Source organism: Gilliamella sp. Bif1-4, from assembly GCF_001690535.1.
Taxonomy (GTDB): domain Bacteria; phylum Pseudomonadota; class Gammaproteobacteria; order Enterobacterales; family Orbaceae; genus Gilliamella; species Gilliamella bombi.
Genome location: NZ_LZHC01000065.1, coordinates 1 through 12,840 on the forward strand (window position 1 = coordinate 1; position 12,840 = coordinate 12,840).

General features: G+C 36.4%; 13 protein-coding genes, 4 tRNA genes and 2 rRNA genes. 16 read left to right on the forward strand and 3 right to left on the reverse strand.

The features are described from left to right. Nucleotides 1–575 (forward strand): 23S ribosomal RNA (locus A9G25_RS11035); the annotation flags it as partial. 157 nt (nucleotides 576–732) lie between these two features. Next, nucleotides 733–848: ribosomal RNA gene (gene rrf / locus A9G25_RS11040) — 5S ribosomal RNA — on the forward strand. 135 nt (nucleotides 849–983) lie between these two features. Here rrf and A9G25_RS11045 read toward each other — a convergent pair. Then, entirely contained in the window at nucleotides 984–2,321 is a 1,338-nt protein-coding gene (locus A9G25_RS11045) for a replication-associated recombination protein A (protein ID WP_065626969.1), read from the reverse strand. Nucleotides 2,322–2,498: 177 nt separating this feature from the next. On the opposite strand from A9G25_RS11045, the gene lolA reads away from it, so the two are divergent. Further along, nucleotides 2,499–3,092: an outer membrane lipoprotein chaperone LolA gene (gene lolA, locus A9G25_RS11050; RefSeq protein WP_065626970.1), complete on the forward strand. Its 594-nt coding sequence runs from the start codon at nucleotides 2,499–2,501 to the stop codon at nucleotides 3,090–3,092. Between the two features lie 113 nt (nucleotides 3,093–3,205). On the opposite strand, the gene smpB is transcribed toward lolA, so the two are convergent. Then, a complete protein-coding gene (gene smpB / locus A9G25_RS11055; protein WP_065626971.1) occupies nucleotides 3,206–3,688 on the reverse strand; it encodes an SsrA-binding protein SmpB in 483 nt (160 codons plus the stop codon). Between the two features lie 33 nt (nucleotides 3,689–3,721). Here smpB and A9G25_RS11060 point away from each other — a divergent pair, with 33 nt between their 5' ends. Genes A9G25_RS11060 through A9G25_RS11080 form a run of 5 tightly spaced genes read left to right on the forward strand, consistent with a single transcriptional unit; the run spans nucleotide 3,722 to nucleotide 5,641 of the window. Next, nucleotides 3,722–4,183 (forward strand): type II toxin-antitoxin system RatA family toxin, encoded by a 462-nt coding sequence (locus A9G25_RS11060; RefSeq protein WP_081297249.1) that lies wholly within the window; start codon nucleotides 3,722–3,724, stop codon nucleotides 4,181–4,183. A 1-nt stretch (nucleotide 4,184) separates the two neighbouring features. Further along, nucleotides 4,185–4,463: an RnfH family protein gene (locus A9G25_RS11065; RefSeq protein ID WP_065626972.1), complete on the forward strand. Its 279-nt coding sequence runs from the start codon at nucleotides 4,185–4,187 to the stop codon at nucleotides 4,461–4,463. 16 nt (nucleotides 4,464–4,479) lie between these two features. Continuing rightward, nucleotides 4,480–4,914, forward strand: coding sequence for a zinc uptake transcriptional repressor Zur (zur, locus tag A9G25_RS11070; protein ID WP_065590506.1), 435 nt, complete (start codon nucleotides 4,480–4,482; stop codon nucleotides 4,912–4,914). Further along, on the forward strand, nucleotides 4,902–5,258 hold the full coding sequence (locus A9G25_RS11075; RefSeq protein ID WP_065626973.1) for an EamA family transporter: 357 nt from the start codon (nucleotides 4,902–4,904) through the stop codon (nucleotides 5,256–5,258). Before zur ends, A9G25_RS11075 begins: the two co-directional genes overlap by 13 nt. Next, nucleotides 5,258–5,641 (forward strand): DMT family transporter, encoded by a 384-nt coding sequence (locus A9G25_RS11080; RefSeq protein ID WP_065626974.1) that lies wholly within the window; start codon nucleotides 5,258–5,260, stop codon nucleotides 5,639–5,641. The genes A9G25_RS11075 and A9G25_RS11080 overlap by 1 nt, the downstream gene beginning before the upstream one ends. 221 nt (nucleotides 5,642–5,862) lie before the next feature. Here the strand turns inward: A9G25_RS11080 and A9G25_RS11085 are convergent, their stop codons facing one another. Next, on the reverse strand, nucleotides 5,863–6,078 hold the full coding sequence (locus tag A9G25_RS11085; RefSeq protein WP_065626975.1) for a DUF4177 domain-containing protein: 216 nt from the start codon (nucleotides 6,076–6,078) through the stop codon (nucleotides 5,863–5,865). A gap of 523 nt (nucleotides 6,079–6,601) precedes the next feature. Between A9G25_RS11085 and tcdA the strand changes: the two genes are divergently transcribed. The 8 genes from tcdA to secE all read left to right on the forward strand — a co-directional run bounded on the left by tcdA (nucleotide 6,602) and on the right by secE (nucleotide 12,839). Beyond that, nucleotides 6,602–7,396 carry a tRNA cyclic N6-threonylcarbamoyladenosine(37) synthase TcdA gene (gene tcdA, locus A9G25_RS11090; protein ID WP_065626976.1) on the forward strand — a complete coding sequence of 265 codons (795 nt, stop codon included), beginning with the start codon at nucleotides 6,602–6,604 and terminating at the stop codon, nucleotides 7,394–7,396. Nucleotides 7,397–7,688: 292 nt separating this feature from the next. Next, nucleotides 7,689–10,370, forward strand: a complete 2,682-nt coding sequence (gene adhE / locus A9G25_RS11095) for a bifunctional acetaldehyde-CoA/alcohol dehydrogenase (protein ID WP_065626977.1) — start codon at nucleotides 7,689–7,691, stop codon at nucleotides 10,368–10,370. 164 nt (nucleotides 10,371–10,534) lie between these two features. After that, nucleotides 10,535–10,610 (forward strand) — tRNA-Thr (locus A9G25_RS11100). Between the two features lie 33 nt (nucleotides 10,611–10,643). Next, a tRNA-Tyr gene (locus A9G25_RS11105) sits at nucleotides 10,644–10,728 on the forward strand. A gap of 55 nt (nucleotides 10,729–10,783) precedes the next feature. Beyond that, nucleotides 10,784–10,858: transfer RNA gene (locus A9G25_RS11110), tRNA-Gly, on the forward strand. Nucleotides 10,859–10,861: 3 nt separating this feature from the next. After that, nucleotides 10,862–10,937: transfer RNA gene (locus tag A9G25_RS11115), tRNA-Thr, on the forward strand. Between the two features lie 183 nt (nucleotides 10,938–11,120). Further along, on the forward strand, nucleotides 11,121–12,305 hold the full coding sequence (gene tuf / locus A9G25_RS11120; RefSeq protein WP_065626385.1) for an elongation factor Tu: 1,185 nt from the start codon (nucleotides 11,121–11,123) through the stop codon (nucleotides 12,303–12,305). A 132-nt stretch (nucleotides 12,306–12,437) separates the two neighbouring features. After that, nucleotides 12,438–12,839, forward strand: coding sequence for a preprotein translocase subunit SecE (gene secE, locus A9G25_RS11125; protein WP_065626978.1), 402 nt, complete (start codon nucleotides 12,438–12,440; stop codon nucleotides 12,837–12,839). Nucleotide 12,840: the final 1 nt, after the last annotated feature.

Genomic DNA, 12,840 nt, shown 5'->3' on the forward strand with positions numbered 1-12,840 from the left:
GCAATGGCAAAAGCTAGCTTGACTGCGAGAGTGACGGCTCGAGCAGGTACGAAAGTAGGTCATAGTGATCCGGTGGTTCTGAATGGAAGGGCCATCGCTCAACGGATAAAAGGTACTCCGGGGATAACAGGCTGATACCGCCCAAGAGTTCATATCGACGGCGGTGTTTGGCACCTCGATGTCGGCTCATCACATCCTGGGGCTGAAGTAGGTCCCAAGGGTACGGCTGTTCGCCGTTTAAAGTGGTACGCGAGCTGGGTTTAGAACGTCGTGAGACAGTTCGGTCCCTATCTGCCATGGGCGTAGGAAAATTGAGAGGGTTTGCTTCTAGTACGAGAGGACCGAAGTGAACGCACCGCTGGTGTTCGGGTTGTGATGCCAATTGCATTGCCCGGTAGCTACGTGCGGAATAGATAAGTGCTGAAAGCATCTAAGCACGAAACTAGCCTCGAGATGAGTTTTCCCTGAAGAGATTCAGTAAGGTCCGTTTGAGACTAAGACGTAGATAGGTCAGGTGTGTAAGTGTAGTGATACATTGAGCTAACTGATACTAATGAACCGAGAGTCTTAACCTTACAACTCGGAGTTGTTTTGGGTTACGCAGAAGTTATTCCTAGATGAGAAAATCATCGAAAAGAGAATAGAGATTGAAAAAACAGTTTGTTCCGAATTGAGTGATTGTTGTTGATATGAGATAATGGACAGCAATTAAGAAAGAGAGAACAGAATATGTCTGGCGGTAATAGCGCGGTGGTCCCACCTGACCCCATGCCGAACTCAGAAGTGAAACGCCGTAGTGCCGATGGTAGTGTGGGTATTACCCATGTGAGAGTAGGGTGCCGCCAGACTTTTATATATAGAGCCCAGCAGTAATGCTGGGCTTTTTGCTTTCTACAGAAAATTATTTGCAGTGTATTTCTAGTTTATCCGATGTTTATTATACGTTTTAACAAATAAAATATTTTATAAAAATAACCACAGCCCTATTTTTTAGACTTATAACGTTGAATAGAGCTTGAGAGGTTTTGTTCTTCTATCCATGCTAATTTTTCAGCATAATTTTTTTCAGTACCACGAGTTGTTGGGTGGTAATATTTTGTATTAGCCATTTCTGGTGGAAAGTAATTTTCACCTGCTGCCAAAGCGTTGGGTTCATTGTGGGCGTAACGATACTCAGCTCCATAACCTAATTTTTTCATTAAGCTTGTTGGAGCGTTGCGTAAATGCTCAGGAACATCGTAATCAGGTTTTGATTCAGCATCGGTTATTGCTTGTTTAAATGCAAGGTAAACCGCATTACTTTTTGGCGCACAAGCAAGATAGATGATTGCTTGTGCAATTGCACGTTCACCTTCAGCAGGACCAACTCTTGTAAAGCAGTCCCATGCAGCAAGCGCTACTTGCATAGCTCTAGGATCGGCATTACCAACATCTTCCGAGGCAATGGCTAATAATCGACGTGCAACATAAAGTGGATCCCCCCCAGCTGAGATAATTCTTGCATACCAATAAAGAGCGGCATCAGGTGCGGAACCGCGTATTGATTTGTGTACCGCGGAAATTAAATCATAAAAACGATCGCCTTGATTATCGAATCTAGCGCTACGTTCTCCCATAACTTCTTTGAGTAAATCAGGTGTAAGTTCATGCCCATCTGACATGTCAATTAATAGTTCAAGAGTATTGAGTGCTCGCCTTGCATCGCCACCGACGAATTCTGCAATTTGTTTTTTCGTTTCTTCAGGTAGATTGATGTTTTTATTACCATAACCACGGTTAGGATCGTCCATTGCCTGCTGTAAAATTTGCTCAATGTCATGGTTGGTTAGTGATTTGAGCAAATAAACTCTTGCACGAGATAATAACGCAGAATTTAATTCAAATGATGGATTTTCAGTTGTTGCTCCAATAAACGTAACAGTACCACTTTCGACATAAGGCAAAAACGCATCTTGTTGACTTTTATTAAAACGATGAACTTCGTCAACAAATAATATAGTGCGGATCCCAGCTTGCTGATTAATTTTAGATCGTTCAATTGCTTCACGAATATCTTTTATGCCAGATGTAACGGCAGAAACTCGTTCAACTTTAGCATTAGCATGATGAGCAATAATTTCAGCTAAAGTTGTTTTGCCCGTGCCTGGCGGCCCCCAAAGGATCATTGAGTGTAAATTCCCTGTTTCAATCGCTTTGGGCAGTGGTTTATCTTTACCTAATAGATGAGATTGACCTATATATTCAGTTAGATTACGTGGGCGCATTCTAGCTGCTAATGGTTTAAATTCATCAGTAGTAAATTCAAAAGACATACTCGGCATGGCAGGTATTTATCCGCATTTATAAATAAAATCTATTATATACTTGTTGTTCACTAAGTGAAAAAAGAAAAGAAAATATCTTTCCCCAGTAGAATAAAAACGGTAATATTTCGATCTTATATAGTAATCAAAATATATTTAACATATTTTTATAGAATAAATACATAAGGATTAGTTATGAAAAAGTTTTTACTTTTAATTGGAGCATTAGTTAGTTTATCAGTATGGGCTAGCGATAAAGAAGTATTACAACAACGTTTAGATAAAATTGACGGATTTTATGCAAGGTTTTCGCAAGATGTGAAAACGGCCGATAATCAACAAGTACAAGAAGGTAAAGGCGACTTATGGGTTAGTAGACCTTACTATTTTAATTGGACGATGAATGAACCAGATGAAACCTCAATTATTTCTGATGGAAAGAATATGTGGGTATACACACCAGCAGTTCAACAAGTTAGTGTAATGGACTTGAAAAAAGCGATTGATAACCGATTAATGCTACTGATAACTGACAGTCATAACCCCATTTGGAATGTTTATAATGTGACTCGAAAACAAGATTCGTTTACCTTAAAACCAACAGATGGTTCTAATCAAGACTTTGTTATTTCGGTATTAGCTACAGGTATGATTTCTAACTTTACTATTATAGAAGAAGATGGTCAACGTAGTTTTTATGACTTGTCTCGACAAACACTAGGTAAAGTCGCATTAGACAAATTTAAATTTATCCCGCCAGCCGGCGTAACTGTTGATGATCAACGTTAGCGTATTGTAGATTTAGAGTGTACTAAAAAAGATAGTGCTAGCAAATCTAATTGAACCAAAAATTGAATCTGTACCCACTGCTAGCGTTATGTTTTACGGAGTGAATCAAAACATTACCGATTTGCGTTTTTCATAATACGTGCTTTATCAACTTGCCATTGGCGTTCTTTAATATCTGTACGTTTATCGTATTCTTTTTTACCTTTGGCAACACCAATTTTTATTTTTGCCCATGCGTTTTTCCAATATAACGAAAGGGCAACAACCGTATAGCCTTGGCGGTTGATCTGACCAAATAATGAGTTAAGCTCACGCTCATTTAGCAGTAACTTACGATTGCGCATCGGTTCACAAATAACATGCGTTGAAGCAACATTTAACGGTGTAATAGTTGCACCAAATAACCATGCTTCACCATCTTTAAGTAAAACATAGCTATCACTAATATTTGCTTTACCTGCACGGAGTGATTTTACTTCCCAACCTTGTAGGGATAATCCCGCCTCAATTTCCTCTTCAATAAAGTACTCATGACGTGCGCGTTTATTTAATGCAATAGTTGCCGATCCCGGCTTGTGTGATTTTTTCTTAGTCATAATGTGCGTTATTATAGAGTTACATGATACTATATGCTACTAATTTTCACTTTTTATTTTATTATTATGGCGCATGTTTTTCACGAAGTTATTGAGCCCTACTCAATTGAGCAAATGTTTGCTTTAGTTAATGATATAGAAAAATATCCAGAATTTATTCCCGATTGTATCGCATCCGGTATTATTAGAAAACAAGATAATATTATGACTGCCTTTATTAAGGTTGAGAAGTTCGGTTTTAAAAAATCTTTTACCACATTAAATAGAGTTAATGAACCTAACTCAATTGATATAACTCTTTTAGAAGGTCCATTTAAACAATTATCGGGTCGGTGGCAATTTGTTACAATTACTGAAAACCAAAGTAAAGTTAGTTTCAATTTAGATTTTGAGTTCAAAAATAAATTATTAGATATGACTTTTACCCCTGTATTTAAAGAAATCATGACCAGTATGGTTAATGCGTTTTCAAAAAGAGCAAGGCAGATTTATTAAAATGATCAATATCCAAGTTGTTTATGCTTTACCGAATAATCCAACAGTAATTAATTGTAATGTTGATGAGCAAACGAATGTCTTGCAAGCAATTATAAAATCCAATATCTTATCGTTATGTCAGATTAAACTAGATGAACATTTAATTGGCATCTATGGAAAACGTTGTGATCTTAATGAGTTGGTTAAAAATGGCGATCGTATTGAAATATATCGACCTTTAATCAATGATCCTAAAGAAATAAGACGAAGAAAAGCTGCACAAAAAAATTATGGGTAAAGGCAAAGGATATTAAATGCATAATCTATTAATTGAAAAGATTGAAACTTTATGCAAAAAACGTGGTATTAAACTGACAACGCAACGTCGAACAGTTTTAGATATTATGTTAACGGCAAATAAAGCAATGAGTGCATATGATCTTTTAGATCTTCTCAAAGTAAGCGAACCACAAGCTAAACCTCCAACAATTTATCGTGCACTTGAATTCTTACTTGAACAAGGTTTTATCCATAAAGTAGAATCTTCTAATAGCTATATTATTTGTCCACATTTTCAAGACCCTGAACATATTTCAATTTTATTTATTTGCGATAAATGTCAACAAATCATTGAAAAGCATTCACAAGATATTGAACATCAATTTAAACAGTTAGCACAACAAAGTGATTTTTTAATCAAACATAGTGTGCTTGAAATACACGGATTTTGCCAGCAGTGTCAACCTTAATTGTTGTTCTTTGGTTAATTAATATTACCTGCGATACTGTTGGGCAAATTGCATTTAAGTATGCCGCAATTACTTCAAAAAATAAGCAAGGTTTACGTTATTGGCAAAAATTATTTAGTAATTTTTGGCTTTGGTTGGGGTTTTGTGCATATTTTATTGGCTTTATTTTTTGGCTAGCGTTTTTAAGTAAAGTGCCTTTATCGCAAGGTATTTTACTCGGATCATTTAATATCATTACTGTTATGTTAGCTGGGCGTGTTTTATTTCAAGAGCACCTTACTTTATTCCGTATCATTGGTATATTTTTTATTACTACTGGCGTAGTTTTAGTGGGGCTTACGTAATGAAAAAATTGTATATTATTGGATTTATTTTACTATTATTTTTTGACACTTTTGGGCAAACAAGCTTTAAATTAACTGCAATATCAGCTATGCCATTTGAAATAAGTATTGATTGGTTAATTCGTATTTTTTCTTATGGTTGGGCTTATTTAGTCATACTTGGCTATACAGGGGCATTTGTCACTTGGATGGTATTATTAAAAAAAGCCCCAGTGGGTCCAGCTTTTGCCGCTTCTCATTTACAGGTGGTTACAGTAATGTTGGTTTCGGTTATTGTTTTTGATGAGCAAATTACATTGACACGCATACTTGGTGGATTATCTATCATTATAGGTATTGTTTTTTTGGCTCTAGCAGAGCAAAAATTACAGCATAAATCCTAAAGTTGCCTATTTTATACTGAAACATAGTGTTTCCTGAAACTTTTTAACAAAGAATTAATACTTCTAATTTACTGAATTTAGCAATTAGCCAGTTTGAGTTTATCTTATTTAGTAGAAATAATATGCCCTAATGAGCATATTGATTTCCAACCTTACAACTATTAATTTAAAATATTATTAGCTGTAATGGATTATTTTAATAAAAATTCTTTTGGGATTGTTTAAATACGGTCACGCTCAAGGATAACAATGTGAGCTTCTCGATTCCAGAATAAGAACAAGCGGCGTATTTCTCTTTCCATAGTTACTACGCGCCAGCCAGCTTCAGCATTTCTATTTAACAACTCGGTAAATCTAACAGGATTAACATTAGCTGCTCCAAAAAGAAATGAAGAAAAAGCGTTTTCTTGATAAATAACTACCTTATATTCTTTCATAAAAAATTAAAACTCCAATAATTTATTTAAATTAACATTGAAAATTTGTAATATCATATACTGTTAAGAGTTTAGTATCTAGCGTATAACAATTTTGTTTTAGTCTAAAAAATAGGTATGTTCAATCTATTTTTTAAATTGTTAACCATTTTAATATAGCCTTATTTTGTTCGACGCTGACTAAGCACGAGGATATTACGACCTGATACAGGTTATTAGACCCTTTATCTACTTTGCTCAAGCACAAGGTACAATTTCTTGGTGTAAAATGGCAAATTGTAGGGAAAGCTAATAATTAAAACTAATACAATTAATGATAAATAATATCCTAATGATTGTTCATCATCGGGATGATGCAGATGATTTTTATAAGAGTTAGGAAGTTGGTTTTTTATTCGTGAAAGGTATAATATCTCTAATACTTATTGATAAGTTCTTTATATAAAGAATATTACAGTTATAATTTGTAAAAAAATTTCAGGAGAGTAGGTGTTTTAGTATAAAACACTATTATTAATTATTGATGAATAAAGAATCTTACTTTCAACGTTTTAGTGGTATAGCTAGGCTTTATGGTGAGTCGGCTTTGCAATGTTTTTCGCAAGCGCATATTTGTGTAATTGGTATCGGTGGTGTAGGTTCTTGGGTTGCTGAATCGCTAGTGCGTAGCGGTATAGGTCAAATTACCTTAATTGATATGGATGATGTTTGTGTAACAAATACAAATCGCCAAATTCATGCTTTAAAATCCAATATTGGCAAACCTAAAACCTCGGTTATGGCTGAACGTATTTTACAAATTAATCCTGAATGTATCGTGAATGAAATTGATGATTTTATTAATGTGGATAATGTTGGCGAATATTTAGGAACAAAGCAATCACCACGTTATCACTATATTATTGAATCAATTGATAGTGTACACGATAAAGCGGCTGTGCTTGCATATTGTAAGCGACAAAAATTGAAAGTCATTACCATTGGTGGAGCTGGTGGGCAAAAAGATCCAACCCAAATTAAAATTGCTGATTTAGCCAAGACAATTCAAGATCCATTGGTAGCGAAGTTACGAGAGAAACTAAAACATAATTATAAATTAAATAAAGATAGTAAAGGTAAATACGGCATTCCTTGTGTGTTTTCGACTGAGCAATTAACGTATCCTTCTAAAAATGGAAAAGTATGTTTAACAAAAAGCGAAGCAGATGGACCAAAAAAAATGGACTGTGAGTCAGGGTTTGGCGCAATTACAACAGTTACAGCTACTTTTGGGTTTGTGGCGGTTAGTTATGTGTTAAATAAATTGTGTAACACATAATTTTAAAAACTAGTCTTTTTTCTTCCATAACAAATTCCATTAATGATAACCACTTTTGAGTAGAAGTGGTTGCCTTTTGTTTTATATCTATTTCTTTTTTACTGATTAAATGCATAAAAAAATTAGTCACTTTTAGCAACATGCTTTTTTTTATTCAATATATTATTGTATAAAGTAAAAATCTGATTTACGATAACGTCAATTTCGTTTTGTCATTATGCTTAAGCATTAAATAGTTTCAAGGAAGACGCCAAACGATCCAGATTTATTTTTTAATTTCAAGGAGAAATCTATGGCAGTAACTAACATGAATGAGTTAAATGAGTTAATGGCTCGAGTCAAAAAAGCACAGGAGACTTATTCAACTTATACTCAAGAACAAGTCGACAAAATCTTTGTAGCCGCTGCGACAGCCGCCGCTGCGGCACGTATTCCACTTGCGCAACAAGCTGTTGCAGAGTCAGGAATGGGAATTGTCGAAGATAAGGTCATAAAAAACCTTTTTGCCGCTGAGTATATTTTAAATAAATATCGTCACGATAAGACTTGTGGAGTCGTTGCTGAAAATGAACCATTCGGTACTATTACTATAGCAGAGCCACTTGGTATTATTTGTGGAATTGTTCCAACAACTAACCCAACTTCAACTGCGATTTTTAAATCATTAATTAGCTTAAAAACTCGCAATGCAATTGTCTTCTCTCCACATCCTCGAGCTAAAAAATCAACTATTGAAGCTGCTCAAATTGTATTAGATGCCGCAATTAAAGCTGGCGCACCAAAAGATATTATTGGTTGGATTGATGAGCCATCTATCGAATTATCAAATGGATTAATGCACCACGATGATGTGTCTGCTATTTTAGCAACCGGTGGACCAGGCATGGTAAAAGCTGCTTATAGTTCAGGTAAACCTGCGTTAGGTGTTGGTGCAGGTAATACACCGGTTGTTATAGATGAAACAGCTGATTTGAAACGTGCTGTTGCCTCAGTACTTATGTCTAAGACATTTGATAACGGGATGATCTGTGCATCAGAACAAGCAATTGTTGTTGTTGATTCTGTTTATGATGAAGTACGTCGTTTATTAACTCAATATGGTGCATATGTCTTAAATGCTAAAGAAACTAAAGCAGTACAAGGTATTATTTTAAACGACAAAGGCGCCTTAAATGCCAATATTGTTGGTCAGCCAGCAACTAAAATTGCTGAAATGGCTGGTCTTAAAGTTCCAGCTGGTTCGAAAGTACTTGTTGGCGAAGTAAGTAAAGTTGATTTATCTGAACCGTTTGCCCACGAAAAACTTTCTCCAACGCTTGCTATGTTCAAGGCTAAAGATTTCTCTGAAGCTGTTGATAAAGCAGAAAAATTGGTTGAAATGGGTGGAATGGGGCACACTTCAGTCCTTTATACTGATCAAGATAGCAATCGTGAACGTATTGCTTATTTTGGTAGTAAAATGAAAACTTGCCGTATTTTAATAAATCAACCAGCGGCTCATGGTGGTATTGGTGATTTATATAATTTTGATTTAGCGCCATCTTTAACATTAGGATGTGGCTCTTGGGGGGGGAACTCGGTATCTGAAAATGTTGGACCGAAGCACTTAATCAATAAGAAAACAATCGCTAAGAGAGCAGAAAATATGTTATGGCACAAACTACCAAGTTCTATCTATTTTAAACGTGGCTCACTACCAGTAGCTTTAAGTGAAGTGGTTGAGCAAGGTGCAAAACGTGTATTTTTGGTAACAGATAAATTCCTATTTAATAACGGTTACTCAAAACAAATCACTGATCAATTAGAAGCACAAGGTGTTATTTGTGAAACTTTCTTTGATGTTGAAGCAGATCCAACATTAAGTGTCGTGCGTAAGGGTACTGATTCAATGCAAGCATTCCAACCAGATACAATTATTGCGTTAGGTGGTGGTTCACCAATGGATGCTGCAAAAATCATGTGGGTTTTATATGAGCACCCTGAAACTAAATTCGAAGAGCTAGCATTACGTTTTATGGATATTCGTAAACGTGCTTGCCACTTCCCAAATATGGGGCAAAAAGCAAAATTAATTTGTGTAACAACCACATCAGGTACAGGCTCTGAAGTAACTCCATTTGCCGTTGTTACTGATGATGCAACAGGTCAAAAATATCCATTAGCGGATTATGCTATTACGCCTAATATGGCAATAGTTGATGCAAACTTAGTGATGAATATGCCTCGCTCACTTTGTGCTGCTGGAGGCTATGATGCTGTAACGCATGCTTTAGAAGCTTACGTATCAGTTATGGCAAGTGAGTTTTCTGATGGGCAAGCGCTACAAGCGCTAAGCATACTTAAAGCTTATTTACCAGCAAGTTATAGAGAAGGGGCTAAAAATCCTATTGCTCGAGAAAAAGTGCATAGTGCAGCAACGTTAGCAGGTGTTGCTTTTGCTCAAGCATTCCTTGGCGTTTGTCACTCAATAGCTCATAAAATTGGTGCAGCATTCCATATTCCTCATGGTGTTGCTAATGCGATGTTAATTAGTAATGTTGTGCGTTTTAATGCAACCGACAAACCAACTAAACAAGGTACGTTTAGCCAATATGGTTATCCTAAAGCAGTTAGCCGTTATGCCGAAATTGCTGATCATTTAGGTCTAACCGCAGCTACGGATAATGATGAGAAGAAAGTCGAGAAATTAATTGGTTGGTTAGATCAACTTAGAAAAGATCTTGATATTCCATTTTCTATTAAAGAATTTGGTGTCGATGAAAAAACTTTCTTGGCCCAAGTCGATCAGCTTGCAGTTGATGCCTTTGATGACCAATGTACAGGTGCAAACCCTCGTTATCCTCTAATTGCGGAGCTAAAACAGATCCTTCTTGATACTTATTATGGTCGTGCATATCAAGACAAAGGTGATATTAGCGAAGATGTAGCGGTACAAACAGCGGCTAAAGGTACAGGAACAACAAAAAAAATGTAATTAAAAAGAAATAACATAAGTTTATTTTGAACTAAATAAAACCCGAAATAAGCATAAATTTCGGGTTTTTTTATGTTTTTGATTTATTTTTAAGCAAACAAAATAAAATTTGTTTTTTTTGCTTGCAAGGTTAAATGTTCTAGTTCATAATGCGCAGCACTTAGGCCGGCTTAGCTCAGTAGGTAGAGCAACTGACTTGTAATCAGTAGGTCGCCAGTTCGATTCCGGCAGCCGGCACCATTTTCCTAAGTAGACAAATTTATAAAGATTCGGGGTGGGGTTCCCGAGCGGCCAAAGGGAGCAGACTGTAAATCTGCCGTGTCACACTTCGAAGGTTCGAATCCTTCCCCCACCACCATCATCTAATATTAGCAATAGCTAATTGAAGCATTTAGGTAGCCGAGTTTGAACATGCGGGCATCGTATAATGGCTATTACCTCAGCCTTCCAAGCTGATGATGCGGGTTCGATTCCCGCTGCCCGCTCCAATTGCTGATATAGCTCAGTTGGTAGAGCGCACCCTTGGTAAGGGTGAGGTCGGCAGTTCAAATCTGCCTATCAGCACCATTCTTGTTAATCTCCTAAACTTCTAAAAATATCAAATTTGCCTGCTTTATAGCTTGTCACTAGGTAACTTTATCTGTTATCATTCAGAGCTAATTTTAAGTTAGTATTATGTTGATATTAAATATGATACTTGGTTAATGTGGTGATTCACCACCGATTTGTATTACATTTGAGGGACGATAAATGTCTAAAGAAAAATTTGAACGTACAAAACCCCACGTTAACGTTGGTACAATCGGCCACGTTGACCACGGTAAAACAACTTTAACTGCTGCAATTACTTCTGTACTTGCTAAAAAATACGGCGGTCAAGCTCGTGCATTCGATCAAATCGATAACGCACCAGAAGAAAAAGCACGTGGTATCACCATCAACACTTCACACGTTGAATACGATACACCAACTCGTCACTATGCCCACGTAGACTGCCCAGGCCATGCTGACTATGTTAAAAACATGATCACTGGTGCGGCACAAATGGACGGTGCTATCTTAGTAGTCGCAGCAACAGATGGTCCTATGCCACAAACTCGTGAACACATTCTTTTAGGTCGTCAAGTAGGCGTTCCTTACATCATCGTATTCTTAAACAAATGTGATATGGTTGATGATGAAGAGTTATTAGAATTAGTTGAAATGGAAGTACGTGAACTTCTATCTCAATACGACTTCCCAGGTGACGATACACCAGTAATTCGTGGCTCTGCATTACAAGCGTTAAACGGCGTTGCAGAGTGGGAAGACAAAATTGTTGAATTAGCAGAAGCGTTAGACAGCTATATCCCAGAGCCAGAGCGTGACATTGATAAACCATTCTTATTACCAATCGAAGATGTATTCTCAATCTCAGGACGTGGTACAGTAGTAACAGGTCGTGTTGAACGCGGTGTTATCAAAGTTGGTGAAGAAGTTGAAATCGTTGGTATCAAACCAACCACTAAAACAACTTGTACTGGTGTTGAAATGTTCCGTAAATTACTTGACGAAGGTCGTGCAGGTGAAAACGTTGGTGTATTACTACGCGGTACAAAACGTGAAGAAATCGAACGTGGTCAAGTACTTGCAAAACCTGGTTCAATCACTCCACATACTGATTTCGAATCAGAAGTGTATATCTTAAGCAAAGATGAAGGTGGCCGTCATACTCCATTCTTTAAAGGTTACCGTCCACAGTTCTACTTCCGTACAACTGACGTAACTGGTACTATCGAATTACCAGAAGGTGTAGAAATGGTAATGCCTGGAGATAACATCAAAATGACAGTATCATTAATTCACCCAATCGCAATGGCAGAAGGTTTACGTTTTGCGATTCGTGAAGGTGGTCGTACTGTTGGTGCGGGTGTTGTTGCTAGGGTTATTAAATAATCTAAGTGTTAGCCAATAGAAAGGGTATCAATAGATGCCCTTTCTTATCTAGTCTGTTTAGCAAAATGTTTTTGATAAAAGAGCATTTTGGAAAATAGATATTACTATAAATAACATAATTATGGGTTTTATATGCTAGTAAGTAACGAGAGTCAAGATTCAAATACTATTCTAGAAAAATTTAAGTGGTGTTTAGTTTTAGTATTGATTGCGTTTGTTGTTTGGGGAAATTTTTATTTTGCTGAACCAAATGATATATATCAACCTAATACAATCGTTCGGATTATTGCAGTTGTTGTAATTTCGTTATTAACTTTGTTAATTGCGATTACAACAAACATGGGTAAGTCGTTTTTGTTATTTTTACAAGAATCTAGAAAAGAATTAAGAAAAGTTGTATGGCCAACACGTAAAGAAACAGCACAAACAACTTTACTTGTTGCAGCTATTACACTTTTTGTTGGTTTAGCGCTTTGGGGGATGGATGCTGTATTCCGTTTAGTCATCTTTTATTTAACATCAATAGGGCGTTAAT